At 74.6% G+C, this 24,136-nt stretch carries 20 protein-coding genes and 5 pseudogenes; 8 read left to right on the top strand and 17 right to left on the bottom strand.

Annotated elements, in window-relative coordinates; all coding sequences use genetic code 11:
* Nucleotides 1-227: 227 nt before the first annotated feature.
* From ABZW10_RS32455 to ABZW10_RS32395, 13 genes and pseudogenes are all read right to left on the bottom strand, one after another.
* Entirely contained in the window at nt 228-398 is a 171-nt protein-coding gene (locus ABZW10_RS32455; protein ID WP_355373164.1) for a hypothetical protein, read from the bottom strand.
* Nucleotides 395-517, bottom strand: a pseudogene (locus ABZW10_RS32450) (universal stress protein); the annotation flags it as partial. The gene ABZW10_RS32455 and the pseudogene ABZW10_RS32450, both read right to left, overlap by 4 nt.
* A 317-nt stretch (nt 518-834) precedes the next feature.
* The gene (locus tag ABZW10_RS32445; RefSeq protein WP_355373161.1) at nt 835-990 is read right to left on the bottom strand and encodes a hypothetical protein; all 156 of its coding nucleotides are present in this window, start codon (nt 988-990) and stop codon (nt 835-837) included.
* Between the two features lie 328 nt (nt 991-1,318).
* Entirely contained in the window at nt 1,319-2,359 is a 1,041-nt protein-coding gene (locus ABZW10_RS32440) for a zinc-binding alcohol dehydrogenase family protein (protein ID WP_355373159.1), read from the bottom strand.
* Nucleotides 2,360-2,398: 39 nt separating this feature from the next.
* Nucleotides 2,399-3,676, bottom strand: a complete 1,278-nt coding sequence (locus ABZW10_RS32435) for a putative PEP-binding protein (RefSeq protein WP_355373156.1) — start codon at nt 3,674-3,676, stop codon at nt 2,399-2,401.
* A gap of 204 nt (nt 3,677-3,880) precedes the next feature.
* Nucleotides 3,881-4,060, bottom strand: coding sequence for a hypothetical protein (locus ABZW10_RS32430; protein WP_355373153.1), 180 nt, complete (start codon nt 4,058-4,060; stop codon nt 3,881-3,883).
* A 6-nt stretch (nt 4,061-4,066) separates the two neighbouring features.
* Nucleotides 4,067-4,171: pseudogene (locus ABZW10_RS32425) on the bottom strand (cation-transporting P-type ATPase); the annotation flags it as partial.
* Between the two features lie 157 nt (nt 4,172-4,328).
* Complete coding sequence (locus ABZW10_RS32420) at nt 4,329-4,601, bottom strand: dsRBD fold-containing protein (RefSeq protein WP_355373150.1); 273 nt, start codon at nt 4,599-4,601, stop codon at nt 4,329-4,331.
* Nucleotides 4,602-4,664: 63 nt separating this feature from the next.
* Nucleotides 4,665-5,198 (bottom strand): flavodoxin domain-containing protein, encoded by a 534-nt coding sequence (locus ABZW10_RS32415; RefSeq protein ID WP_355373148.1) that lies wholly within the window; start codon nt 5,196-5,198, stop codon nt 4,665-4,667.
* A gap of 125 nt (nt 5,199-5,323) precedes the next feature.
* Nucleotides 5,324-6,181 (bottom strand): universal stress protein, encoded by an 858-nt coding sequence (locus ABZW10_RS32410; RefSeq protein ID WP_355373197.1) that lies wholly within the window; start codon nt 6,179-6,181, stop codon nt 5,324-5,326.
* Between the two features lie 28 nt (nt 6,182-6,209).
* Nucleotides 6,210-6,464: pseudogene (locus tag ABZW10_RS32405) on the bottom strand (universal stress protein); the annotation flags it as partial.
* A gap of 134 nt (nt 6,465-6,598) precedes the next feature.
* Nucleotides 6,599-6,742: pseudogene (locus ABZW10_RS32400) on the bottom strand (cation-transporting P-type ATPase); the annotation flags it as partial.
* A gap of 6 nt (nt 6,743-6,748) precedes the next feature.
* Entirely contained in the window at nt 6,749-6,997 is a 249-nt protein-coding gene (locus ABZW10_RS32395; protein ID WP_355373146.1) for a DUF1918 domain-containing protein, read from the bottom strand.
* A gap of 194 nt (nt 6,998-7,191) precedes the next feature.
* Here ABZW10_RS32395 and ABZW10_RS32390 point away from each other — a divergent pair, with 194 nt between their 5' ends.
* On the top strand, nt 7,192-7,797 hold the full coding sequence (locus ABZW10_RS32390; protein WP_355373143.1) for a hypothetical protein: 606 nt from the start codon (nt 7,192-7,194) through the stop codon (nt 7,795-7,797).
* Nucleotides 7,798-7,810: 13 nt separating this feature from the next.
* Here ABZW10_RS32390 and ABZW10_RS32385 read toward each other — a convergent pair whose 3' ends face one another.
* Nucleotides 7,811-10,210: a glycosyl hydrolase family 65 protein gene (locus ABZW10_RS32385; RefSeq protein ID WP_355373141.1), complete on the bottom strand. Its 2,400-nt coding sequence runs from the start codon at nt 10,208-10,210 to the stop codon at nt 7,811-7,813.
* A 180-nt stretch (nt 10,211-10,390) separates the two neighbouring features.
* Between ABZW10_RS32385 and ABZW10_RS32380 the strand changes: the two genes are divergently transcribed.
* A complete protein-coding gene (locus ABZW10_RS32380; protein WP_355373138.1) occupies nt 10,391-13,117 on the top strand; it encodes a GNAT family N-acetyltransferase in 2,727 nt (908 codons plus the stop codon).
* 329 nt (nt 13,118-13,446) lie between these two features.
* Here ABZW10_RS32380 and ABZW10_RS32375 read toward each other — a convergent pair whose 3' ends face one another.
* Nucleotides 13,447-14,871 (bottom strand): MBL fold metallo-hydrolase, encoded by a 1,425-nt coding sequence (locus ABZW10_RS32375; protein WP_355373137.1) that lies wholly within the window; start codon nt 14,869-14,871, stop codon nt 13,447-13,449.
* A 178-nt stretch (nt 14,872-15,049) separates the two neighbouring features.
* Between ABZW10_RS32375 and ABZW10_RS32370 the strand changes: the two genes are divergently transcribed.
* The 4 genes from ABZW10_RS32370 to ABZW10_RS32355 all read left to right on the top strand — a co-directional run bounded on the left by ABZW10_RS32370 (nt 15,050) and on the right by ABZW10_RS32355 (nt 18,236).
* Nucleotides 15,050-15,745, top strand: a complete 696-nt coding sequence (locus tag ABZW10_RS32370; RefSeq protein ID WP_355373134.1) for a CBS domain-containing protein — start codon at nt 15,050-15,052, stop codon at nt 15,743-15,745.
* Nucleotides 15,746-15,761: 16 nt separating this feature from the next.
* Nucleotides 15,762-16,364 carry a CBS domain-containing protein gene (locus tag ABZW10_RS32365; RefSeq protein ID WP_355373131.1) on the top strand — a complete coding sequence of 201 codons (603 nt, stop codon included), beginning with the start codon at nt 15,762-15,764 and terminating at the stop codon, nt 16,362-16,364.
* Nucleotides 16,365-16,446: 82 nt separating this feature from the next.
* Complete coding sequence (locus tag ABZW10_RS32360) at nt 16,447-17,139, top strand: response regulator transcription factor (protein WP_355373128.1); 693 nt, start codon at nt 16,447-16,449, stop codon at nt 17,137-17,139.
* A 113-nt stretch (nt 17,140-17,252) separates the two neighbouring features.
* Nucleotides 17,253-18,236 carry a nitroreductase family protein gene (locus ABZW10_RS32355; RefSeq protein WP_355373125.1) on the top strand — a complete coding sequence of 328 codons (984 nt, stop codon included), beginning with the start codon at nt 17,253-17,255 and terminating at the stop codon, nt 18,234-18,236.
* Nucleotides 18,237-18,284: 48 nt separating this feature from the next.
* Here ABZW10_RS32355 and ABZW10_RS32350 read toward each other — a convergent pair.
* Nucleotides 18,285-19,999, bottom strand: a pseudogene (locus ABZW10_RS32350) (GAF domain-containing protein).
* 207 nt (nt 20,000-20,206) lie between these two features.
* On the opposite strand from ABZW10_RS32350, the gene ABZW10_RS32345 reads away from it, so the two are divergent.
* Together ABZW10_RS32345 and ABZW10_RS32340 are read left to right on the top strand one after the other, a co-directional pair.
* Nucleotides 20,207-21,250 carry a zinc-dependent alcohol dehydrogenase family protein gene (locus ABZW10_RS32345; protein WP_355373122.1) on the top strand — a complete coding sequence of 348 codons (1,044 nt, stop codon included), beginning with the start codon at nt 20,207-20,209 and terminating at the stop codon, nt 21,248-21,250.
* Between the two features lie 31 nt (nt 21,251-21,281).
* Entirely contained in the window at nt 21,282-21,962 is a 681-nt protein-coding gene (locus tag ABZW10_RS32340; protein WP_355373120.1) for a pyridoxamine 5'-phosphate oxidase family protein, read from the top strand.
* A gap of 19 nt (nt 21,963-21,981) precedes the next feature.
* Here ABZW10_RS32340 and ABZW10_RS32335 read toward each other — a convergent pair whose 3' ends face one another.
* Nucleotides 21,982-23,937 (bottom strand): multicopper oxidase, encoded by a 1,956-nt coding sequence (locus tag ABZW10_RS32335; protein WP_355373117.1) that lies wholly within the window; start codon nt 23,935-23,937, stop codon nt 21,982-21,984.
* Between the last annotated feature and the right edge of the window lie 199 nt (nt 23,938-24,136).

Genomic DNA, 24,136 nt, shown 5'->3' with positions numbered 1-24,136 from the left:
GACGAATGGCCTGAGGGTGCGTCACAGGCGGCGCCTGTCCGGGCGATCATGATGACGGGAGGCCGGGCATGAAGCCTGGTTGGGCGTCGTCGTCGATCTTCGTCGTACCGGACGGAACATCAGCGGGCCTGGCCCTGCGGACCGAGCAGGGCAATCAGCCCGCCGCCCTTGATCGACGATCAGGGACAGCGGGAGGCGGCGCGCCGGATCCGTTGGAGTGGACGTTCTCAGATGCCGTCGGCCGCCTGCGGGTGGCGGCACTCACGGGCGATCTTCCACACCCGGAAGTGGGAACGGGGGCGTCGAGTGGTGTGGATGGCGATCCTCCTACCGGTCGGCCCGGTGCTCGACTGCTCGCCGACCACCGCCGTCCGACCGTCCGCCGCCCGGCTGGTCACGGCTTTGCCGGCGGTCGGGTGGGTGTGGCGCGCACGACGACGACCGGACAGGGTGCGTGGTGCACGCAGTGCTGGCTGACCGAGCCGAGCAGTGCCCCGGTGAAGCCGCCGAGGCCGCGGTCATGGAAGCGGAGGCGCACCGTGTACGAACGCGATCGCTTTCCCGTCCGGCACCCGAGCGGTAGGGCGAAGCCCGGACCGCCGCCGGACCCACCGGAGCCCGCCCGACGGGCGCCCGGACCTCCGCCCGGTCTGCGGCGATGGGTGCTGCCGGTCGCCCTCGCCGTGATGCTGCCCCTCGTCCAGCTCGGCGGCCGGGCTGCGGAACTGGTCGTCCTCAGCGAAGGCTCCAGCGGGGCCGCCAACGACCTCGCCAACGCGACCGCCGTCGCCTGGTCCGGGAGTTCGGCCTCTCCGCCGGCCTGGGACCCGTCGGCTACGCGTCCGGCATGCCCCCCAGTACCTCGCCGAGACCGTCGAGGACCGGCTGCGCCGTCCGTACTCCGAGCAGACCCAGCGCACCGTCGACGAGGAGGTGGCGCGGCTGCTGCGGCTGGCGGAACGGCCAGCGGTGGGCCTCCTGCGCGGCCACCGCCGGCACCTGGACGAACTCACCGCGCGGCTGACGGTGGAGGAGACGGTCGACGGGAGCGTCGTGCTCGCCACCTTCGGCGCCGAGAAGCCGCCGCCCACCTCGCTTCGCAAGCCGCAGGACCGCTCCACGGAGCCTGTGCAGGTCGAGGCGGTGGCGGCCGAACGAACCGGGGGAAACCGGCTCGGGAGAGGGAGACCGAGCCGTCGGGGCCGGCCGGCCTCCACCGTCGTCGACCGGTCGAGGGCAGCAGGACGGGGTGGCGGCAGCCCCGTAGTTGCGGCGCTCCCCGTGACGGCTGCGCCCCGGACGGGCACGGCCGTCGGCGCTACTCCGCGACGAGCACCGCGACGCCCGTCACCCGGTCCGCGGCGAGGTCCGCGAGTGCCTCGTCGGCCCGGCGCAGGGGGTAGCGGGTGACGCGGACCTCAGGGCGGGTCCGGGCCGCCTCCGCCAGGAAGGCCCGGCCGTCGGCCCGGGTGTTGGCGGTGACGCTGCGCAGTGTGCGCTCCTGGAAGAGGTGCCGCTGGTAGTTCAGCTCCGGGATGTCGGTGAGGTGGATACCGGCGACGGCGAGCGTGCCGCCACGGTCCAGGGCGGCGAGGGCGACGGGGACGAACTCGCCGACCGGGGCGAAGAGGATGGCGGCGTCCAACGGCTCCGGCGGCGCGTCGTAGGAGTCGCCGGCGACGACGGCGCCGAGTTCCAGCGCGAGCCGCCTGGCCGGTGCGGCGCGGGTGAACACGGCCACCCGGGCGCCCCGGGCGAGGGCGATCTGGGCGGTCAGGTGCGCGGAGGCGCCGAAGCCGTAGATGCCGAGCAGCCCGCCGGCCGGCAGGTCGGCCCGGCTCAGGGCGCGGTAGCCGATGATCCCGGCGCACAGCAGTGGGGCCAGTTCCTCGGCGGGAGGGCCTTCGGGAAGCCGGTAGGCGAAACGGGCGTCCGCGGTGAGTGCCCGGGCGTAGCCGCCGTGGCGGTCCCAGCCGGTGTAGTGCGAGTCGGGGCACAGGTTCTCGTGGCCACTGCGGCAGTACCGGCAGGTGCCGCAGGTCCCGGCCAGCCAAGCAACCCCGGCCCGGTCCCCGACGGCGAAGCCCTCGGCGGCGGTGCCGACCGCGAGCACGCGGCCGACCACCTCGTGGCCGGGGGTGCAGCGCGCCGTGCGGGGTGCGAGGTCGCCCTCCGCGAGATGCAGGTCGGTGCGGCATACCCCGCACGCCTCCACCTCCACCAGGATCTCCGCCGGTCCGGGCGCCCCGAGGGAGCGCCGTTCCCACTCCAGCGGGCCCGGGCCGGGCCCGCCGACGGGTGCGGGCGTGCCCACCACCCACGCTTCGGTCCCGGCCGGTGACGGGTTCGTCGTGGTCATCGCGCTCTCCTGTCGCTCGGTCCGCGGGGCCGGGGTTGTTCACGTCTCCCGTTCGGCCGCCGCCACGGCGTGCTTCACCGCGGCGAAGCTGTCCGGGGTGACGGAGATCGAGTCGATGCCGGCCGAGACCAGGAACCGGGTGAACTCCGGGTCGTTGCTGGGGCGCTGTCCGCACAGACCGACGTGGCGGCCCGCCGCGTGCGCGGTGGTGATCAGGGATTCGACGCTGCGGGTCACGGCGGGGTCGCGCTCGTCGAAGAGGTGGGCGAGCAGACCGGAGTCCCGGTCGACGCCGAGGGTGAGCTGGGTGAGGTCGTTGCTGCCGATCGAGAACCCGTCGAAGCGTTCGGCGAACTGCTCGGCGAGGATGACGTTGGCCGGGATCTCGGCCATGACGTACACCCGTAGGCCGTTCGCACCCCGGGCGAGCCCGTTGTCCGCCATCACCGCGAGGACACGGTCGGCCTCCTCCGGGGTGCGGCAGAACGGGATCATCACCACGACGTTGGTGAGCCCGAGCTCGTCCCGTGCCCGGCGCAGGGCCCGGCACTCCAGGGCGAAGCCCTCGCGGTACCCGGGATCGTAGTAGCGGCTCGCGCCGCGCCATCCGATCATCGGGTTGGCCTCGTCCGGTTCGAACGGGGCGCCGCCGATCAGCCGGGCGTACTCGTTCGTCTTGAAGTCGCTGGTGCGCACCACCACCGGATCCGGCCAGCGGGAGGCGGCGATCCGGGCCACGCCGTGGGCGAGCCGGTCGACGAAGTACTCGGTGCGGTCCGGGTGGTCGTACGTGAGCTCGTCGATGCGCCGGCGGTCCTCGGGGGAGAGCCGTTCGGGATGCACCAGGGCCATCGGGTGGACCCGCACCTGGTGGGCGACCACGAACTCGGTCCGGGCCAGCCCCACGCCGTCCGCCGGCAGGCGCCACCAGCGGAACGCGGCGCCGGGATCCGCCAGGTTGAGCATGACCTTCGTCCGGGTGTCCGCCTCCCGGGCGAGCCGGTGGTACGCCTCGGTGATCCCGTCGGCCGTTCCCCGCGGCAACGGCACGGCCAGGATTGCGGCCCGGATCGCGGCACCGACCTCCGTCAGCGGCGCACCGCGGTGCAGGCGGTCGACCTGCCGCGCGATCGTCCCGCCCAGGCCGTCGGTGGCCAGCAGTTCCCGGTAGGCGTCGGCCGTGGTGGCGAACCCGTCGGGGACCCGGACACCGAGCGGTCCCAGCGCGGTGAGGAGTTCACCGAGCGAAGCGTTCTTGCCGCCCACCACGCCGGTGTCGGCCCGGCCCAGCTCGCGGAAACGGATGACACGGCGCATGGCTGCCTCCGGTGTGCTCGCCGAGTGCCCTCGGGCCCGCGCGAGGGCTCCGTCCCCTCCACGGTCCGCCGTCGGAAGCCACGGTGCCAGGGCCCGCCGGGCCCGGACCCGGGGCCGTTCGGCCCCGTGCGGGCGGGGCACTCGGGGCCGGGGCCGTGACCCCTTGCGTGCCCCGCCGCACCGACCGAGGGACCTCAGTCCCTTTCACCGCCAGGTGCCCGACGGCCCGTGGTCCACCGGCGACAGGTCGGGCAGGAACCCGGAAAGGGCCTCGAGCGCGCGCTCGGCCTGGCGCTCCTGGGCGAATGCCAGCAGGGCGTTGAGGAGGATCACCGCTGCGCTCGCCACCGCCAGCGCGGGGGAGGAACCGAGGGCGGCCAGCACCGCGGCCAGGGCCAGTAGTACCGCGAGCGGATGGGTGAACTGCTGGACCGGCTCCCGGGGCCACCGCCGCCGCTCGTGCCGGGCGAGGACGTTGGGGCCGTGGACGACCAGGCGGTGGGGCGGCCTCGCGCGCCGTCAGGCCGTCGGGCGAGGTCCGCAGGTCCCGCCGGAGCAGGGTGAGCGGTCCCGGGGATCGGGCCCGGCCCGGTCCTCCGCGGGCCCGGTCCGCGCTGCGGACGGTGTGCCGCCGGACACGCCGCGCCGGCGCTCAGCCACCGTCGTTGGCCGCGGCGTCGGTGCGGCCGGCGCGCAGCAGCTGCTGCCCGAGGTCGATCAGGGCCCGCGCCGCCGCGTACTCGTCGCCGATCTCCGGCACCGGGGGATCCTGCGGGTTGCGGTGCGCCGTGGTGCGGCTGTGCAGGGTGTTCTCGCCGGTGTCGAGGACGGCGTGGACCTTGGTCAGGTCGCCCTCCTCGAACAGGTCGAGCCGAAGGGTCCAGCGCTTGGTGCGCATCGGCGTGGTGGTGGCATCGGTGCTCATCGTCGTTCCGTCCTTTCGAACGCCGGACATCGGAACACGGGAGGTCGGGACGGGCGGCCGCCGTCAGACGAGGCCGGCACCCCAGGCGCGGGCGCGGTCCAGTTCGCCCGTGCGCAGCGGGCCGTCGATGCCCTCGACGACGAAGCCCTCGGGCTCGGCGACGACGTCGTAGTGGTGGTGTTCGAGGCGGTGGGCGATGCCCGGTGCGGCGGCGCCGCTGCCGGCGCCGGCGCCCCGGGTGTCGAAGGCGGCGGCGTAGGTGCCGGGTTCGGTGTCGGGCAGGTGGCGGAACCAGGTGCGCAGGCCCTCGCCCTCGGCGGTCTCGCGGGCCTCCCGGGCAGCCTCCTCGTGGCCCTCCCTCCTTGCCTCCGCCGAGGCGGCCATCCGGCGGCTGATGCCGGAGGACATGCCGTGCATGTGGGTCGGTCCGCCGACCACGAGCAGGTCCGCGGACCGGGTCAGTTCGGCGGTGGCCTCGGCCACCGGGAGGCAGTCGACGGCCGCACCGGGGTCGGCCTCGTGCACGCCCTCGGCGATGGCCTCGGCGATCTCGCGGGTGTTGCCGTACATGCTCTCGTACACGATCACGGTGCGCATGGCTGTCACCTCTCGTCGGTGTCTGCGGTCCCCACCTCCAGCCTGCCCCGGGCGGCCGGGGCCGGCGCGTGGGCCGTTCGGTCCCCAGTGGCCGCCGAACGGTCCGGGAGCGGCGGCCGCGGCGCTCAGTCGTGCGGGACGACGGCCACCGGGCAGCCGATGTGGTGGATGGCGGCGTGTGCCACCGGGCCCAGGTGGGGACCCTGCGGCCACCGCCGCACGCGCCGTCCCACCACGACCAGCCCGGCCGTGGCCGAGGCGGTGAGCAGGGCCTCGGCGGGCGCGGCCGGTACCAGCTCGGCCGTCACCGCCACCTGCGGGAAGCGGTCCAGCCAGGGGACCGGGAGGGCGTCCAGGAGGTCGCGGTCGGCCGCCGAGAGGTCCCCCTTGGTGCCCTCGACCGCGGTGGCGGCCAGGTACTCGCTGCCGATCGGCGCTTCCCAGCCGTGCACGATCCGCAGCCGGGCCGCGCGAAGGGCGGCGGCCTCGAAGGCGAAGGCGAGCAGCTCGTCGCACGGGTGCCGCAGGTCCACACCCACGACGACGTCCCGGGCCGTCTCCGTGGCCGGTCGGTTCCCGTCGGCGCGCACCAGCACCACCGGGCAGGCGGCGCGGCGCAGCACCTGTTGGCTCACCGAGCCGACCAGGAAGCCGCGCACGGTGCCCAGCCCGCGGGAGCCGAGTGCCAGCACCGTGGCGTCCCGCCCGGCCGCCTCCAGTGCCTCGACCGGGTCCCGGGGGACGTGGGCGGAGCTAACCTCGATCCCGGCGAGCTCCGCGCGCAGCTCGGCCTCGCGGGCGGCCAGCCGCTGCCGGCTCCAGCGGATCGCCTCGTCGGTGCCGAGCACGTCGGTCTTCGGCCAGGGCCAGGCCTGGAGCAGCTCCAGCGGCAGTTCGCGCAGGAGAGCCTCGTGCGCCGCCCAGTCGGTGGCGGCGAGGCTCTCCGGCGAGCCGTCGAATCCGACGACGACGGGTCCGTTCACAGCGGTCTCCAAGGAGTTCGGTACCGGGTCAGCCGCCCGCCCCGGGCGGCATCGGGACGGTGATGACCGGGCAGTGGGCGCGGCGGAGCAACCCGTGCGGCACGGAGCCGAGCCGCATGCCGGTGAACCCGCCGCGGCCCCGCCGCCCGACCACGACGGCGAGCGCGTGTCCGGAGGCCCGGGCCAACTCCTCGACGGGGTGCCCGTACAGCACCTCGTGGGTGAGGTGCACGCCGGGGTCGAGCGCGGGCAGGCCCGCGGTGGCCTCGGACAACAGCGGGCGCAGCCCGGCCTCGGCCTCGTCCCGGTCGGGCTCCCGGCCTCCTGGACGACGCCGACGGTCGTGTTGACCACGACCACCAGGGCGATCACCACCGCGTCCGGGTGGTCGCCGATGGCGACCGTGAGCACCACGGCCGCGAGCAGCACAGTGATCAGCGGATCGCGCAGCTGCGCGCCCACCTCGGCCCCCAGCGGGACCCGGGGCTGGGCGGTGACCTCGTTCGGGCCGTGCTCGGCCAGCCCCGCCGGGGGCCGGTGCTCCCGGGTGGCGGTGCCCACGGGGACTCAGTCGGCGAAGAGGTGGGGATTCACGGCTGGGGGCTCGTCCTCTCCGTGGCGGTAGTGGTGGACCTGGGCGTCCGGGCCCGGCAGGTACTCCGTCACCCGGCCGGTGTCCGACCAGCGGACGTCGTAGGGCGGGGTCCCGTCCGGGTGGTGGAGGCCGACGATCTCGCCGTCCCGCCGAACCGCGCCCGGCCGGGTGCCGCGGACGATGATGCGGTCCCCGACCGCGGCTCTCAGCTCGCCGTTCATCTCGCCCTCCTCGGTGCGCTCGCGGACGCGCGCATTTCGCTCCGCACCTCCATGGCACCACCATCCGCCCCTTCCGGCAGGGGCCGGACGGCCCCGGTGGGGGGCCCGGCCGACCCTGGGGCGGCCGTCACCGCGCCGCGAAGACTGGACGCGAGGCCGACGAACCACGGGCCTTCGTCCCGAGGAGGTGCGCCATGACAGCGCAGCAGCACCCGGCCGCGCACACGCCGCTCCGGGCCCAGCTCCGCCGCGCCTGCGGCCGGGACGGCAGCCCGCTGTGCCGCCCGGTCGACCGGGCCCGCAGCCGGCTGGCGCTGGCACTGCCGCTCGTCCTCGTCGCGCTGCTCGCCGTGAGCGCGGCGGTCTCCGCGCTGGTCTACCGGGCGGAGACGCACGACGAGCGGGAGATCGCCCGCCACCGGCACGCCGTCGTGGCGACGACCGTCGGTGCCGCGGTGGCCGACGACCTGCGGACCGGAGGTTCCTGGGCACACGCCCCGGCCCGGTGGGCCTATCCGGTCGGTCCCGGCGGTGGCGTCGTCCGGGTGACCGTGGGGGCGCCGGTCGGCACGGCGGTGCCGATCCAGGTGGACGACCGGGGTGTCCCGGCCGTGGCCGCCCGCGATGGCGCGGTGGTCCTCTCGGACGCCGGGTTCCTCGGCGTCGGAACGGCGGTCGCTCTCTCCTCCCTCGCCGTCGTCGGCTTCACGCTGCGCCGGCATGCCCTGGACCGGCGGGCGGAGCGGAGCTGGGAGCCCGACTGGGAGCGGGTGGAGCCGCTGTGGACCCAGCGCAGCTGAGCGGGCGCGGGGATCAGAGCCGGAAGACCCGGACCTCACCGGGACGCAGGGTGGCTGCGGTCCCGCGGCAGCGGATCCGGATCGTCCCGGGACCGTCCTCGCGCAGGCCCACCGTCACGGTGCGCCGGTCGACCGTGACCACCACGCCCCGGTGGCCCCGGTAGCACAGCTCCAGCTCCAGCCGGCCGAGCGCCGACGGCAGGTGCGGGTCCAGCCGCAGCTCGTCCTCCCCGGTCTCCAGCCCGGTGTAGCAGCGTTGCAGCAGGTCGACCGCCCCCGCCATCGCACCGAGGTGGATGCCCTCCGCCGTGGTGCCGTGCTGGGCGTCGAGGAGGTCGGCCACCAGGGCGTCGCGGAAGTACCGCCAGGAGGCCCGGCGGTCGGAGCGGGTGAGTACCCAGGCGTGGACGACCGAGCTGAGGGTCGAGCCGTGCACGGTGCGCCGCAGGTAGTAGTTGGTGGTGCGCCGGAATAGCTCGTGGGGGGCCGGGTAGCCGAGGTGCCGCAGCAGGTCGCGGACCTCGCGCGCGGAGAACAGGTACCAGAGCATCAGCGCGTCCGCCTGCTTGGAGGCCTGGTAGCGGTTGACGGTGTCGCCCTCGGCCTCCAGGATCCGGTCGAGCCGGCGCAGGTCGGGGTAGCGCTGCCGGCAGGCCGCCCAGTCGAGTTCGGCCAGTCGTTCGTAGCCCTCGAACTGGCTCAGCACCCCGTCGTGGAACGGGACGTGCAGCCGTCGGCCGACCTCCTGCCAGCGGTCGAGTTCCGGGTCGTCCAGGGCGAGCCGCTCGCACAGTTCGCCGCGCCGGTACGCGGGCAGCACCCGCAGGGCGTCCTGTGCGCGGGCGAGCACCCAGGACGCCAGGACGTTGGTGTAGGCGTTGTCGTCGAGCCCGGGCAGGTCGGCGCCGGGGTAGGCGTCGTGGTACTCGTCGGGCCCGAGCACGCCGCGGATCGACCAGCGCCCGCGGCCGGGGTCGTGCACCGCCGCCGACGACCAGAAGCGGGCGATCTCCAGCAGCGTCTCGGCGCCCGCCGAGGAGAGGAACTCCAGGTCCCCGGTCGCTTCGTAGTACTTCCAGATGTTGTAGGCGACCGCCGAGCCGACGTGCCGTTCGAGGTGGGTGTGGTCGGGCAGCCAGCGGCCGGACAGCGGGTTGAGGTGGAGCTGCTGGGACTCCTCCCGGCCGTCGCTCGCGCTCTGCCACGGGTACATCGCGCCGCGGAACCCGGCCTCCCGCGCGGCCCGCCGGGCGGCGTCCAGCCGGCGGTGGCGGTGGCGCAGCACGGAGCGGGCCAGCTCCGGGAAGCGCAGGTCGAGCAGCCGGAGCACGAACAGCTCGTCCCAGAAGATGTGACCCCGGTAGGCCTCGCCGTGCAGACCGCGCGCCGGGACGCCGACGTCCAGGTCCACCGAGTGCTCCGAATAGGTCTGCAGCAGGTGGAACAGGGCCAGGTGCAGCGCTCCGGCGCCGTCGAAGTCCGCCTCGATCCGGCAGTGGCGCCACAGCTCGCTCCAGCGCAGCGCGTGTTCGGCGAGCAACTCGGCGAACCCGCCGGCCTCGGCGGCCAGCAGCAGCGAGGAGGCGAGCGGGGTCCCGATCGCCGGATCGCGGGAGGTGTGCACGGCCGCCACCTTCTCGACGATGACCGGCCGCCCTGAAGGCAGCTCCAGCACCCGCAGCTCCGCCGCCCGGCCGTCCCCGTGCTCGTACGTGACAGCGACCGTGCCGTCCGGCGCCCGGGTACGGGCGGCCAGGGCGATCCGCAGCGGCGCGCCGGGCGCCGCGACCTCCACCCAGCACAGCCCGCCCTCCGTCACCCCCTGCCCGGCCGGGACGAGGTGGCGGTCGGCCAGGCCCCGGTAGCGGGCGACGCCCCGGTTGGCGACCACGCCGTCCAGGGCCGAGCGGACCTCCAACGGCCCGGACCAGTTCTCCGCGGTGAACGTGCTCTCCAGGGCGACCACGTGCGGGCGGGCCTGGCTGGCGAGACGGCGCTGCACCAGCCGGGTCCGTCGCCCCTCGTCGTCCACCACGAGGGCGGTGCGGGTGAGCAGGCCCCGGCGCAGGTCCAGCTCCAGGGTCTGCTCGGCCGGCGGGCCGGAGAACCACGTGCCCCCCGGGGTGCGGAAGGTCAGCGACAGCCAGTTCGGGGCGTTGACCAGGTCCTCGTTGGTGACCGGCCGGCCCGCCACCGTCGAGACCGCGCGGTGGTAGCAGCCGGCCAGGTACGTCCCCGGGTAGTGGACGCCGTCCGCGACGGACTCGGGTGCGGCGCCACGGGTGACCAGGTAGCCGTTGCCGACCGCGCACAGCGCCTCCCGCAGCCCCTCCTCGGCGGGATCGAAACCCTCGTAGCGCAGGACCCACGGGTCCGGCATCACCGGCCGCCCCACCGGCGGGAACGCCTCCACGGGACCACCTCCCTGCCGAGTGCCCGTCTCCCAGTCTGCGCACCGCCCGACCGCCCCGCCCGCCGGGGCAGCGGGCGTCGGCACCCCGTTCGGCGGTGCGGACGGGGCCGGTCGGCCCTGGCCGGGAGCGGCGGGCGCCGAGGAGGCTGGAAGCCCGACGAACGGGCCGAGGAGGCTCCCATGTCCACCGCCCCCGCTCCGCACTCCGCCGTCGAGGCGGCCCTGCTGATCGACGGGACCACCGTCGAGATCCGCCCGATCACCGCCGGGGACCGGCAGGCCGTCCTCGACCTGCACACCACCGGGATGTCGGAGGAGAGCCGGCGGCTGCGCTTCCTCGGCGTCAGCCGCACCGCGCCCCGGCTCGCCGCCGACCGCCTGTGCGGCCCCCACGGACCGGGCCTGCTGGCACTGGGCGCGTGGGCCGACGGCGCACTCGTCGGCGAGGCCGACTGTGAACTGCTGGACGAGCCCAGGGGCACCGCCGAGCTGGCGCTCGTGGTCGCCGACCGCTGGCACCACCGGGGCGTGGCCACGCTGCTCCTGGAGCACCTGGTCCACGCCGCGCGGAGTCGGGGGGTGCGCTCCTTCGAGGCCGACACCCTGAGCGGCAACCACCAGGTGCACAAGGTCTTCGCCGGGCTCGGCCTGCCGGTGCACCGCCGCTTCGAACAGGGCGGGGTCCGGGTCCGGGTACCGCTGGAGGAGGCCGACGAGCACTACCGGGAGGCGGTCGACGAACGGGCCCGCCGCGCCGACCTGGCCAGCCTGACCGCGCTGCTGCGCCCGGCCGCGGTCGCGGTGGTCGGCGCCTCCCGGCGGGAGGGCTCGGTCGGCAGGACCGTCCTCACCCGGATCCGGCAAGGTGGCTTCACCGGCCGGCTGTGGGCGGTCAACCCGTCCGCCGGCGCCGTGGGCGGCACACCCGCGTACCCGTCCGTGGGCGCGCTGCCTGCCGTACCGGACCTCGCGGTGCTCGCCGTCCCGGCCGCCGCCGTGCCGGACGTCGCCGAGGACTGCGGGCGGTCCGGGGTCCGTGCCCTGGTGGTGCTCGCTTCCGGTCTCGGCCCGGAGCAGGCCCGCAACCTGCTGCACGCCTGCCGGCGGCACAGCATGCGCCTGGTCGGACCGAACAGCCTGGGCATCGCACACACCGAGACGGCCGTTCGGCTGGACGCCGAGTTCGGCGGGGCCTTCCCACTGCCCGGCAGCGCCGGGGTGGCGGTGCAGAGCGGCGGAGTGGGAATCGCCCTGCTGGAGCGGCTGGCCTGGCTGGGCGTCGGGGTGTCGAGCTTCGTCTCGCTCGGCGACAAGTACGACGTCAGCGGCAACGACCTGCTCCAGTGGTGGGAGCAGGACGGCCGCACCGACCTCGCCCTGCTCCACCTGGAGTCCTTCGGCAACCCGCGCGCCTTCGCCCGCACCGCCCGCCGGGTCACCCGGCGGATGCCGGTGCTCACCGTCGACGCGGGCCGCTCGGAGGCCGGCCGGCGGGGCGCGGCTTCGCACACCGCCGCAGCCGCCACACCCACCGTCACCCGCGAGGCGCTGTTCCGCCAGGCCGGCATCACCGCCACCCGCAGCATCGACGAACTCGTCGCGACCGCCGGCCTGCTGCACGTCCAGCCGCTCCCCGCTCCGCGCGGCGCGGTCGCCGTGGTCTCCAACGCGGGCGGCATCGGCATCCTCGCCGCCGACGCCTGCGCCGAGGCCGGCCTGACGCTGCCCGAGCCCGGGCCCGGGCTCGGGCGGCTGCTCCCGCCGGGCGCCTCCGCCCGCAACCCGGTGGACACCACCGCGGCGGTCGGGCCGGAGGACCTCGCCCGCTGTCTGGACGCCCTGGAGCGGGACCCGGGCATCGACGCCGTGCTGCTCTGCCTGGTCCCGACCGCGCTCGCCACCACCTCCGACCGCGATCCGCTGCGCGCCCTGCTCGACGGCCCGGCCCGCCGCCACGTCCCGTTCGCCGCCGTACTGCTCGACCAGCAGGTGCCGATCCGCTACCTGACCTGCGCCGACGGCGGCCGGATCCCGGCGTACTCGGACACCGTCGCCGCCGCCCGCGCGTTCGCCCACGCCCGGGACCGCGCCCGGCGGCTGGCCGAACCGCCGTCCCCCGAGGCCGACGCGCCCGGCTGTGACCTGCGTACCGCCCGCAGTCTCGTCGACGGCCACCTCGCCGCCCACCCGGAAGGGGGCTGGCTCGACCCGCTCACCACCGCCGACCTGCTGGAGAGCCATGGCCTGCCGCTGGTCACCTCGGTCTGGGCACGCGACGAGCACACCGCGGCCGTCACCGCGGCGGGTCTGGCCCCGCTCGGGCACGAGGGCAAGGTCGCGCTCAAGGCGTACTGGCCCGGCCAGGTGCACAAGAGTGCGGCGGGCGCGGTCCGGACCGGGCTCGCCGGGGAGGGCGAAGTCCGCTCCGCCTACCAGGAGTTCACCCGGGCCTTCGGGACCGGGCTGGCCGGTGCCGTGGTGCAGCCGATGGCTGCGCCCGGCGTCGAGCTGCTCGCGGGCGTGGTCCAGGACCGTGTTTTCGGCCCGCTCGTCGTGTTCGGCATGGGCGGCACCGCGACCGAGGTCCTGGACGACCGAACGACCAGGCTGGCCCCGCTCACCGAACACGACCTCACCACCATGGTCGACGACCTGCGCGCCGCGCCCCTGCTGACGGGCTACGGCGGCACGCCCCCGGTCGACCTGGACGCCGTGCGTTCCGTACTCGCCCGGCTCTCCCGGCTCGCCGCCGACGTCCCCGAACTCGTCGAGGCCGACCTCAACCCGGTCATCGCGCGCCCCGGCGGGGCCGTCTGCGTCGACGCCCGCGTCCGCCTGGAACCCCGCCCCTCCTTCGACCCCTACCTGCGCCGCCTGCGCCGCCCGCTGCCCGCCGGGGAAGGGTGAGGGCGGGAACCGCTGCGTGCGCGTCACACGGGTCCTCCGCCCCGGGACACGGGCTTCCCCGAGGGGAGGCGGCCGGTGGGACGGGCGGAAGCGTCGCCGCGTCCTGCCGCAGCTGGACTTCTCGCCGGGCAGCCCGGAACTGGTGCTCGACCCGGTGAACGAGCCCGACCGCGTCGGTGATGTGACCGGCGGGTTCGTGCCGGTGTAGTGGCCCCGCCGGGACGGCCGACCCGGCTGCGAACGCGTCCGGTGGGACGCCGAGCGTGTTCATCCACCGGCAGCTGCGGTGACCGCGGCGGCAGCCCCCGGCCGGTGACCTGCCGAGCCCGTCAGCGGACCAGGACCCGTTCGCCCGATCGGGGGACCACGGCCGTCCATCCGAGCTCGCGGTCGATCCGGTCGCGCAGGGCGGCCGAGCTCTCGGGCTCTCCGTGGACGAGGTACACCGCGCTCGGCTCAGGGGCCCCGCGCAGCCAGTCCACGATCTCAGCGGAATCGGCGTGTGCGGAGAACGCCGGGACGTCGACCACCTCGGCGCGCACCGGTACGTACGTCCCGTGCATCTTCAGGGTGCGCGCCCCGTCCACCAGGTCGCGGGCCCGGGTGCCCTCGGCGGCGTAGCCGACCACGACGACGGTGTTGCGCGGGTCGGGAAGCAGGTGGCGCAGGTGGTGGACGACGCGCCCGCCGGTGGCCATTCCGGAGGCCGAGACGATCACCGCCGGCCCGTGGGCCCGGTCCAGGGCGAGCGAGTCCTGTAACGCGTGCACGAGGGTGAACGGCTCAGGGTCCAGCGCGGCCGCGCCCTGGGCCAGGACGGCGGGGCGCAGCTGGTCGGAGCCGGCCGCGAAGGCCTCCCGGTAGATCTGCAGGGTCGCCAGCGCCATCGGACTGTCCACGTGCACCGGGACGTCGGCCGCCAGGCGGCCCGAGCGGCGCAGTTCCGTCAGCTGGTGCAGCACGACCTCCGTGCGGTCCACCGCGAAGGAGGGGATCACCACGGTGCCGCTGCGGGCCAGGGTGCGCTCCAGCGCGCGGGCGAACCACTCACGGGCGGCGGTCTCCTCGTGGTGCCGGTTGCCGTACGTGGACTCCATCAGCAGCACGTCGGCGCCGGTGAAGGGTTCGGGCGGGCGCAGCAGCGGGTGCACGGGCCGGCCGAGATCGCCGCTGGCGGCCAGGGTGTGGCCGTCCTCCAGGGTGAGGTGGGCCCAGGCGGAGCCCAGGATGTGCCCGGCGCGGTGCAGGCGCAGCACGATGCCGGAGGTGACCTCGACGTCGCTGTCCAGCGGGACGGGGTCGAACATCCGCAGGGTGTTCTCGACGTCCTCGTCGTGGTACAGCGGCTCGGCGGGCCGGTGCTTCGACCACCCGTACCGGTTGGCGTGGTCGGCCTCCTCACGGAGCAGGTGCGCGCTGTCGCGCAGGATCAGTTCGGCGATCCGGGCGGTGTCCGGGGTGGTGAGCACCGGGCCGCGGAAGCCGTCCCGGACGAGGCGCGGCAGGTAGCCGCAGTGGTCCAGGTGGGCATGGGTGAGCACCACCGCCCGGACGTCGGCCGGGTCGAGCGGCAGCGGGTGCCGGTTGCGGCGGCGCAGTTCGGCCAGGCCCTGGAACAGGCCGCAGTCGATCATCAGCCGGGCGTGGTCGGTCTCCACCAGGAACTTGCTGCCGGTGACGGTGCCCACGCCGCCGAGGAAGGTCAGAAGACCGGGGCGCGGTTGCGGAAGGGGCGTGCCGGTGTCCGTGGTCATGGTGGCCTCCGACGGGCTCGGGTGCTCCCATCGTCCCGTCGGACGGCTCCGTTGTCCTGGGGCGGAGCGGCCCTGCGGGGCTGGGCCGTCCGGCCCTGTGCGGCGGCGGTGCGCGGGTGGACAGTGAAGGCGGGGCCCCCGACGGGCCCATCGAGGACTCCGAGGAGGAGTGAGGACGATGCAGCACCGCAGCGTCAAGGACGTGATGACCCGCGAGGTCGTCACCGCCCGGCCCGAGACCCCGTTCAAGGAGATCGTGGCGCTGTTCCACCGCAACGACATCACCGCGATCCCGGTCCTCGACGCACAGGGCGGCCCGCTCGGTATGGTCTCCGAGGCCGACCTGCTCCGGAAGGAGGCCGTCCTGCCGGATCCGGAGGGCCGTTACCCCGGCCGCTGGCTGGACGCGAAGGACCGGGCCCGGGCCGAGGCCGAGACGGCCGGCGGCCTGATGACCAGCCCGGTGATCACCGCGCGCGCGGAATGGACGATCACCGAAGCCGCCCGCGCGATGGACAAGCACCGGGTCAAGCGTCTGGCGGTCGTCGACGAGGTCGGCAGGCTGGTCGGCATCGTGAGCCGCCGCGACCTGCTGCAGGTGTTCCTACGGCACGACGCGGCGATCCGCGAGGAGATCGTTCACGACGTGCTCGGCCAGACCCTCTGGCTCGCTCCCGAGGCCGTCCGGGTGACGGTCGAGGACGGGGTCGTCACCCTGGCCGGACGGCTGCCCCGGCGCAGCCTGATCCCGGTCGCCGAACGGCTGTGCCGCGCCGTGGACGGTGTGGTCGCCGTCCACCACACACTCGACTGGACCGAGGACGACACCAGCCCCCGGCTCGAACACCCGCGCGCCTACCACGCGGCGCCGTAGGACACAGGAGGTCGCCGTGACCAGCACTCCGAACACCGTCGCCGACGTCATGACCCACGGGGTCGTCGCCGTCGGCCGTGACGCGGACTTCCGCGAGGTCGCCGAGACCCTGCAACGCTGGCAGGTGAGCGCCGTCCCGGTGCTGACCGGGGACGGCCGGGTGATCGGCGTGGTGTCCGAGGCGGACCTGCTCACCGCCCGGGACCGCGACGGCGAGCGCGCCGACGCCCTGACGGCGGGGCGGATGATGTCCGTGCCCGCCGTGACCGTGCACCCGGAAAGCCCGCTCAACGAGGCCGCCCGGGCCATGGCCCGCGGCCACCTCAAGCGCCTTCCGGTGGTCGACGCGGAGGACTTCCTGGTCGGCATCGTCAGCCGGGGAGACCTCCTGAAGGTCCACCTCGTGGACGACCGCGACCTCGCGGACCAGGTCCGCTTCGAACTGGTCGCCGTCCTCGGCCCGGCCGGCCCGATGGACGTCGACGTCCGGGCGCAGGACGGCAGGATCACCCTGTCCGGAGCCCTGCCGGATACCGTCTCCCTGCCGGTGATGGAACGGCTGGTCCGCTCCGTCCCCGGAGTCGTCGACGTCGAGATCCGGCTCGCCGCCCAGGCCTGACCCACCTCCGTCCCTGGTGCGCCGGGCCGTACGCGCGCGGAGAATCGTTGACGTGACCGGCCCGGCGACCGAGGGAGCAGCGATGGACGCGACCGAGCCCGCCGCCGGGCGGCCCGTCAGGGTGTTCCTGCTGGACGACCACGAGGTGGTCCGCCGGGGGGTGCGCGATCTGCTGGAGGCAGAGCCCGACCTGGAAGTCGTCGGCGAGGCGGCGACGTGCACCGAAGCACTGGCCCGGGTCCCGGCGCTTCGCCCGGACGTCGCCGTTCTCGACGTCCGGCTGCCGGACGGCGACGGCGTCACCGTCTGCCGGGAACTGCGTGACCGCATGCCGGAACTGGTCTGCCTGATGCTGACCTCGTTCGACGACGACGACGCCCTGCTCGACGCGATCATGGCCGGCGCGGCCGGCTACGTGCTGAAGCACGTCAAGGGCGCCGACCTGGTCGGCGCGGTCCGCACGGTCGCCTCCGGCCAGTCCATGCTCGACCCGTCGACCACCCGCAGACTGATGGAGAGCCTGCGCCACCACGACGAGAGCCCGACCGAGGCCGCCCTCGCCCAGCTGTCCCCCCGGGAGCGGGAGATCCTCGCCCTGGTGGGGGAGGGGAAGACCAACCGCCAGATCGGCCGGGAGCTGTTCCTCGCGGAGAAGACGGTGAAGAACCACGTCTCGCGGCTGCTCGCCAAGCTTGGCGTCGAACGCCGTCTCCAGGCCGCCGTCCTCGCGGCGCACGCCGATCCGGAGTCCGGGCCCCACCCGCACCCGCGCTGACCACGGGGCCGGTCGGGCCGGGCTCCGGGCCCGACCGGCCCAAGCGATCGGGCCGGGCTCCGGCGCACGGTGGAGGTGGGGCAACCCGCCCGCGCACCCCCTTGGAGGCGGCCATGACCACCCTCGCCCTCGACGCCGCGGCACTGGAGAGCCTCGTCTCCGCGGCCGTCGCCGCCCCCTCGCTCCACAACAGCCAGCCGTGGCGGTTCCGCTTCCAGCCGGACACCTCCACCCTGGAGGTCCGGGGCGCCCGGGAACGCGCCCTTCCCGCGACGGACCCGGCGGGCCGGGCCCTGCACATCTCGGTCGGCGCCGCCGTGCTCAACCTGCGGGTCGCGGCCCGCCACCTGGGCTGGGCGCCCGAGGTCCGGCTGCTCCCGGACCCGGCCGACCCCGACCTCCTGGCCGCCGTGCAACTGGATGCCACGGCACCTGTACGGCCCCCCGGCAGCGAGGCGCTGTACACGGCGATCTGGCGCCGCCACTCGATCCGCACGCCGTTCACCGGCGAGCCCGTCCCGCCGGCCGTCCTCGACGAACTCGTGGCGGCGGCCCGCTCCGAGGACGCCCACCTCGAACTCCCGGAGCACGAGGAGACCGCCCGGCTCCTCGACATCACCGCCGAGGCCGAGCGACGCAGTACCACCGACGCGGGTCAGCGCACCGAGAGCCGCGCCTGGGTCCACAGCGGTGACCTGCCGCCGTACGGCATCCCGGTCCGGGCCCTCGGGCCACAGGACCGCGCCGGGATCCTGCCCGTGCGCGACTTCACCGCCCTGCGCCCGGCAGAGCACCGCACCCCCGCCACCTTCGAGCGCGAACCGCGGATCGCCGTACTCGTGACCGACCACGACCAGCGCACGGACTGGCTGTGCGCCGGACTCGCCCTGGAGCACGTCCTGCTCACCGCCACCGTCCACGGCGTGCGCGCCTCCCTGCTCCACCAGGCGATGGAGTGGTCCTACCTGCGCTGGGCCACCCGCGAGCCGCACCAGGGCCCCGGGCACGTCCAGATGCTGATCCGCCTCGGCTACGGCCCGGAAGGCGCCCCCACACCCCGCCTGGCCGTCCGCGACGTCCTGGAACCGGAGGCCTGAGGGCGTGCGCGGCCCCGGGACACGGCCCCGGGACACGCGGCACGCCCCTCAGGAGTCCGGCAGTGGGACGCGCCAGACCAGTTCGGTCCCGCCTGCGGCGCGGGTGCCGGCGGCGAAGGTACCGCCCAGCGCGGCGGCCCGGTCGGCGAGGTTGGCCAGGCTCTGCGGCGTCCGCCCTCCGGCAGGCCGACGCCGTCGTCCGTGACGGTGAGCGTGAGGTCCGCCCCGGCGGTGAGGCAGATCTGGACGGCTCCGGCGCGCGCGTGCCGGGCTGCGTTGGACAGCGCCTCCTCCAGCACAGCCACCGCGGCGTCGGCGACGTCACCGGGCACAGCGGCGTCGAGCAGGCCGGTCATCCGGACGGCCGGGGTGAAGCCGAGCGATCGCGAGGCCCGTTCGACCGTCTCGGCCACCCGGGCGCGCAGGCCGCCGGCTGCGGGGCCGGTGTCCCGCAGGCGGAGTCCGAAGATGGTGGTGCGGATGATCCTGGCGGTCTCGTCGAGGTCGTCGATGGCGCGCAGGACCCGGTCGGTCGCCTCCGGGTGTTCGATGAAGCGGGTGGCGCCCTGGAGGGTCATGCCGGTGGCGAACAGCCGCTGGATCGCCAGGTCGTGGAGGTCCCGGGCGATCCGGTCGCGTTCCTGGAGCAGGGCCATCCGTTCGGAGTCACGGCGCCGTTCGGCGAGTTCCATCGCCACGGCGGCCTGAGCGGCGAAGCCCAGCAGCGGGCCGGACTCGCCCTGGTCGAAGAGCGGCGCGCCGCTCGCCCGGGCGAGCATCAGCACTCCGCGCACGCCGTGCTCCGAGGTGCCGATGGGTACCGCGAGGGCCGGGCCGAGGCCTTCCCACCGAGGCGGTCCGGCGGTGATCCGCGGATCCCTCCGAACATCGGGACTCGTGACCAGCCCGCCGGTGAGAACGGCCGCTCCCATGAACGACCCCTTGACGGGGACGACCAGCTCGCGGTGCTGGTGCGCGCCCGGGCCGACGGCGATCCGCACCGCCAGTTCGCCGGTCTCCGGCAGCGGAACGGAGACCACCGCGAGATCCGCGCCGGCGATCTCGCTCGCCCGGGTGACGAGCAGATCGAGGACCTCGGGCTCCGCCCTGCCCGACAGCAGGCTGTTGGTGACCTCGGCGCTCGCCGCCAGCCAGCGCTCCCGCAGCCGGGCCTGCGCGTACAGCCGGGCGTTGTCGACGGCGACTCCGGCGGCGACGGCGAGGGTGGCGAGCACCGCTTCGTCCTCGGCGTCGAATCCGCCGCCGCCGTGCTTCTCGGTCAGGTAGAGGTTGCCGAACACCCTGCCCCGGACCCGGATCGGTACGCCGAGGAAGGAGTTCATCGGCGGGTGGTGGGCAGGGAACCCGTAGGAGGCGGGGTGGTCCGAGATCCGGGTCAGCCGCAGCGGCACGGGGTGACGGATCAGCTCGCCGAGCACCCCGTGCCCGGACGGCAGCGCGCCGATCGACTTCACCTGCTCGTCGGTGACGCCGACCGGAATGAACTGGGAGAGCGTCTGGTCCTCCCCGATCACCCCCAGCGCGCCGTACTCGGCGTCGACCAGGGTCACGGCCGCCTCCACGATGTGCCGCAGCGCCTGGGAGAGCTCCAGGTCGCGCCCGACCGCCAGCACCGCCTCCAGCAGGCTGTGCACCCGGTCGCGGGTGCCCCGGGCCGCGTCGAGCCGGGCCTGCAGCTCGTCCAGCAGTTCGTCGAGCCGCAGCTTCGGGACGGGCGCGGAGTGCTCCGGCTCGATGTCCACGGGATCCTCCACGGCTCGCCCGGTACCCCTGACCAGCCTAGGCGGGTGTCCGTCCGCGCGCCGACGCGCGGCAGGCCTGCGGCAGGGCCGAACGGCCCATGCCCTCCGCCCGCCGGACCCATGGTGGGGGCCGTCACACGGCGGAAGGCTGGAAGAGAGAGCGGAACCGGCGATGCCGCTCCGCCGCCCGAGAGGAGTGACCGGGAGATGAAGGCGCTGACCTACCACGGACCGGGCCGCCGAACCTGGGGCGAGGTCCCCGACCCCGCCGTCCGTGACCCCGAGGACGCGATCGTGCGCGTCGACGCGGTCACCATCTGCGGCACCGACCTGCACATTCTGAAGGGGGACGTCCCCGAGGTCGCCGAAGGACGCGTCCTGGGCCACGAGGCCGTCGGCACCGTCACCGCGACCGGCCCGGGCGTGCGCACCGTCGCCGTCGGCGACCGCGTGCTGGTGTCCTGCATCTCCGCCTGCGGCCGCTGCGCCTACTGCCGCACCGCGAGCTACGGCCAGTGCACCGGCGGAGGCGGCTGGATCCTCGGCCACCTCGTCGACGGGTGCCAGGCCGAGTCCGTCCGCACCCCCTTCGCCGACACCTCCCTGCACAAGCTGCCCGACGATGTCACCGACGAGGACGCGCTGCTGCTCGCCGACATCCTGCCCACCTCCTACGAGGTCGGGATCCGCAACGGCAGGGTCGGGCCCGGCGACACCGTCGTGATCGTCGGTGCCGGGCCGATCGGCCTCGCCGCGATTCTCACCGCCCGGCTCTACAGCCCCGCCCGCATCGTCGCCGTCGACCTCGCGCAGAGCCGCCTGGACGCCGCGAAGCGGTTCGGCGCCGACACCGCCCTCACCGTCGCCGAGGCCACCCCCGACGCGGTGCGGGAGCTGAGCCGGGACGGCCTGGGCGCGGACGTCGCGATCGAGGCGGTCGGCGTCCCCGACTCCTTCGAGTTCTGCACCCGCGTCGTCCGCCCCGGTGGGCGGGTCGCCAACGTCGGCGTCCACGGCAAGCCGGCCGTCCTCCACCTGGAGGACCTCTGGATCCGCGATGTCACCATCACCACCGGCCTGGTCGACACCCACAGCACCCCGATGCTGCTCGACATGCTGGCCGCCGGCCGCCTGGACGTCACCGGGCTGGTCACCCACCGCTTCGGCCTCGACGAGATGCAGGACGCCTATGACGTCTTCGCCGCGGCCGGGGACAACGGTGCCCTCAAGGTCGCGCTCTTCCGTGCGTGACCGGCGGACACCGTGAGCCGAGGAGCCGACCGTGAACCGCATCCCGGATCTCGAAGCCGTCCGGCGGGCGGACGCCGCCGACGTGGCCCGCCGGATCTCCGACCGTCGGGACCAACTGGGCCTGGACGAGTGCACCCTGGCCCACCGGGCGGCCATGGCGCCGACCTACCTGCGGCACCTGCTGGCCGTGGGCCCTTCCTTCGACGCCGCCGGGTTCGTCCGGATCGCCGCCGCGCTGCGGATGCCCTGGACGGATCTCGTCGAGGACCGGCCCGACGCGCCGCCGGGACAGCCGACGCCGGCCACCGGGGCTCGACCACCGCTGAGGCACCTCACCGAGCCGGAGTGCTGGGACCTGATCGGTACCCACGGACTGGGCCGCGTGGGACTTCCCGTCAGCCCGGGCCCGGCGGTCTACCCCGTGAACTATGCCGTGGACCACCGGACGATCGTCTACCGTACGTCCCCGCGCGGCTCGGCCGCACCGTCGGACGGCTCGCGGGTGTCGTTCCAGATCGACCACATCGACGACCGGCTGTGCGAGGGCTGGAGCGTACTGATACTGGGGGAGTCGCACCACGTCGAGGACCCCGACGACACCGCCAGCCTGTCGAGGCTGCCCGGCTCCACCCCCTGGGCCGGCGGAAGCCGCCCGTTGTGGGTCAGGATCCTCCCGGACGAGGTCACCGGCCGCCGTATCGCCAGCAGGTAGGCGCAACACGTCGGGGCTTTTACGGCCGGGCCGGGGTGACGGTGTAGGGCCGCATCATCTCGTTGTCCTCGTGGTCGAGCATGTGGCAGTGCCACACGTACCGGCCTGCCTGGCCGAAGGTCGCCTTGATGCGGGTCACGGCGCGCGGGTACGCGATCACCGTGTCCTTGAACCCGCTCTCCCAGGGCTCCGGCGCTCTGGGGTCGCGTCCGGCCTCCTGCCGGTCGACGACCTGGAACTGGACCTCGTGGACGTGGATCGGGTGGGCGTCCTTCGTGGAGTTGTGGATCTCCCAGATCTCGGTGGTCCCCAGTGCGGGGTTCTCCGTGACGGGGTCGCCCCAGCCCAGGGGGACCGGGTTCCCGTGGTCGTCCAGGGTGCCGAGCATCACCGCACGGGGGCCGGTGTCCGGCAGGACCGCGGAGTCCTCCTCGACCAGGGCGAGGCGCCGGGTGCGGGTAGCCGGACGCAGGGGTGCGAGCGGGGGGAGGACGAGGTGTTCGGGAGGCACGGTCGTGTCGGGCGCGGTGAGCGGCCGCACCGTGAACTTCATGACCTGTCCGGTGGTCGAGGGACTGGCGGGCGGGAAGTCGATGCCCGCCGTGCCGCCGCCGAACGCCTTGTCGGGGCCCTCGTTGATGAGGTAGAGCTCGGTGCTGACCGGAACCGACGTGAAGTCGACGACGACGTCGGCACGTTCCGCCGGAGCTGTGAGCAGCTGGTCGAGCCGCACCGGTGCGGGCAGGAACCCGCCCTCCGAACCGATCTGCCAGAACGGCAGCGCCGCAGGCGCCGGCCGCGCGGCGAGCGGATCGGTGACGATCTTCAGGATCAGGAAGCGCGCGTTGCAGCCGTTGAGGAACCGCAGGCGGTAGCGGCGGGGCTCGACAGGGAGAACGGGCCAGGTGGAGCCGTTCGTCACCATGGTGTCGCCCATGAACTCCGGAACCCAGGTCGGCGAGATGTCGCTGTCCGGAACGTACGGTCCGTCGAATCCGTCGAAGAACGCGCGGCTCGACGGGTGGAAGAGGCTGCCGTCGCGGTTGAACGACCGGTCCTGGATGACGACCGGGATCTCGTAGTGGCGCGTTCCCGGGGGGTCGCCGAGCCGGGGAGCCGGCCCCGGGAGTACGCCCCGCGGAAGGTCGTCGGGGCCGCCGCGCAGGAGGTAGAAGCCCGCCAGCCCGGCGTAGACGTTCAAGCGGGTGATTCCCAGAGCATGGTCGTGGAACCAGAAGGTGGCGGCCCGGTCGCGGTTGGCGTACTGGAACACCGCGCTGCCCGGGTTCCAGAGCGCGCCGTACCGCTCCTCGGACTTCTCCTTGTACTCCTCGTAGAAGGACCCCACGCGCGCGTACGGCCCTGGGATGTCGGACGCCCGGGGCAGGTACCACGCCTCGGGGTAGCCGTCGCTCTCCTCGGCGTTGTGCCCGCCGTGCAGGTGGGTCACGAGGGGTACCGGACCCGTGTAGGGCCCGGGAGTCGAGGTGAACGTCGGTCGCGAGTCACGGAACGGGATCCCGCCCGGGGGGTTGGCCCAGTGCAGGGTGGGGTCCACGGACAGCAGGTGCGGCAGGTGGTGTCCTCGTCCGTCGACCAGCTGGTTGACCCACTCGACCCGCACGGCCCGGTCGAAGTCGGCCTCGATGGTGAAGGCGGGGTAGTGGAACGTGCCCGGATGCCGCGTCGACCCGTATCCCCACACGGTCGTGGCCGGTGATCCGGGGGGAAGGATCTGCTGCCGGAACTGCCGGACACCGATCGTGTAGTGGTCGAGGCCGCGCTCCCGGTCCCGGGTGACCCAGGGCATGACCGGGGGGATCGTGAGCTCGGTGACGTACTTGTCGATGGTCGTCGGGTCCAGGCTGCCTCCCCGCACCGAGGCCCCGGCGCGCGAGGGCGGGAGCCCGGCCGGGAGGAGGAGGAAGGTTCCGCCAGCGATCGCGGCCTTCAGGAGGTGTCGTCTTGTGGCCATCCGGGTCCTTCGGGAGTCGCACCGGTACCGAGGTGGTCCAGGACGTCGCCGGCCGCGGTTCTCGACGTCCTGTACCGAGGAGTGGCGGCACCGTCGGTACCGCCCGTGGGCCCGGGTTCCGTGTCGGCCCACGCCGGGGGAGGGTTCCAGGGCATACCCGGCGGCACCCCCCGGGTGGGGGCCGTGTCACTCGGCCGGC

Source organism: Kitasatospora sp. NPDC004723 (genome assembly GCF_040609255.1).
Lineage (GTDB): Bacteria > Actinomycetota > Actinomycetes > Streptomycetales > Streptomycetaceae > Kitasatospora.
The sequence above is the reverse complement of the archived record's forward strand: the minus strand, read 5'-3'. Positions and strand labels throughout refer to the sequence as shown.

Excerpts from the sequence above, each read along its gene's own strand:
- ABZW10_RS32440 (WP_355373159.1), bottom strand. The coding sequence starts at position 2,359 with ATGACCACGACGAACCCGTCACCGGCCGGGACCGAAGCGTGGGTGGTG.
- ABZW10_RS32435 (WP_355373156.1), bottom strand. The coding sequence starts at position 3,676 with ATGCGCCGTGTCATCCGTTTCCGCGAGCTGGGCCGGGCCGACACCGGC.
- ABZW10_RS32420 (WP_355373150.1), bottom strand. The coding sequence starts at position 4,601 with ATGAGCACCGATGCCACCACCACGCCGATGCGCACCAAGCGCTGGACC.
- ABZW10_RS32415 (WP_355373148.1), bottom strand. The coding sequence starts at position 5,198 with ATGCGCACCGTGATCGTGTACGAGAGCATGTACGGCAACACCCGCGAG.
- ABZW10_RS32395 (WP_355373146.1), bottom strand. The coding sequence starts at position 6,997 with ATGAACGGCGAGCTGAGAGCCGCGGTCGGGGACCGCATCATCGTCCGC.
- ABZW10_RS32390 (WP_355373143.1), top strand. The coding sequence starts at position 7,192 with ATGACAGCGCAGCAGCACCCGGCCGCGCACACGCCGCTCCGGGCCCAG.
- ABZW10_RS32380 (WP_355373138.1), top strand. The coding sequence starts at position 10,391 with ATGTCCACCGCCCCCGCTCCGCACTCCGCCGTCGAGGCGGCCCTGCTG.
- ABZW10_RS32375 (WP_355373137.1), bottom strand. The coding sequence starts at position 14,871 with ATGACCACGGACACCGGCACGCCCCTTCCGCAACCGCGCCCCGGTCTT.
- ABZW10_RS32370 (WP_355373134.1), top strand. The coding sequence starts at position 15,050 with ATGCAGCACCGCAGCGTCAAGGACGTGATGACCCGCGAGGTCGTCACC.
- ABZW10_RS32360 (WP_355373128.1), top strand. The coding sequence starts at position 16,447 with ATGGACGCGACCGAGCCCGCCGCCGGGCGGCCCGTCAGGGTGTTCCTG.
- ABZW10_RS32355 (WP_355373125.1), top strand. The coding sequence starts at position 17,253 with ATGACCACCCTCGCCCTCGACGCCGCGGCACTGGAGAGCCTCGTCTCC.
- ABZW10_RS32345 (WP_355373122.1), top strand. The coding sequence starts at position 20,207 with ATGAAGGCGCTGACCTACCACGGACCGGGCCGCCGAACCTGGGGCGAG.
- ABZW10_RS32335 (WP_355373117.1), bottom strand. The coding sequence starts at position 23,937 with ATGGCCACAAGACGACACCTCCTGAAGGCCGCGATCGCTGGCGGAACC.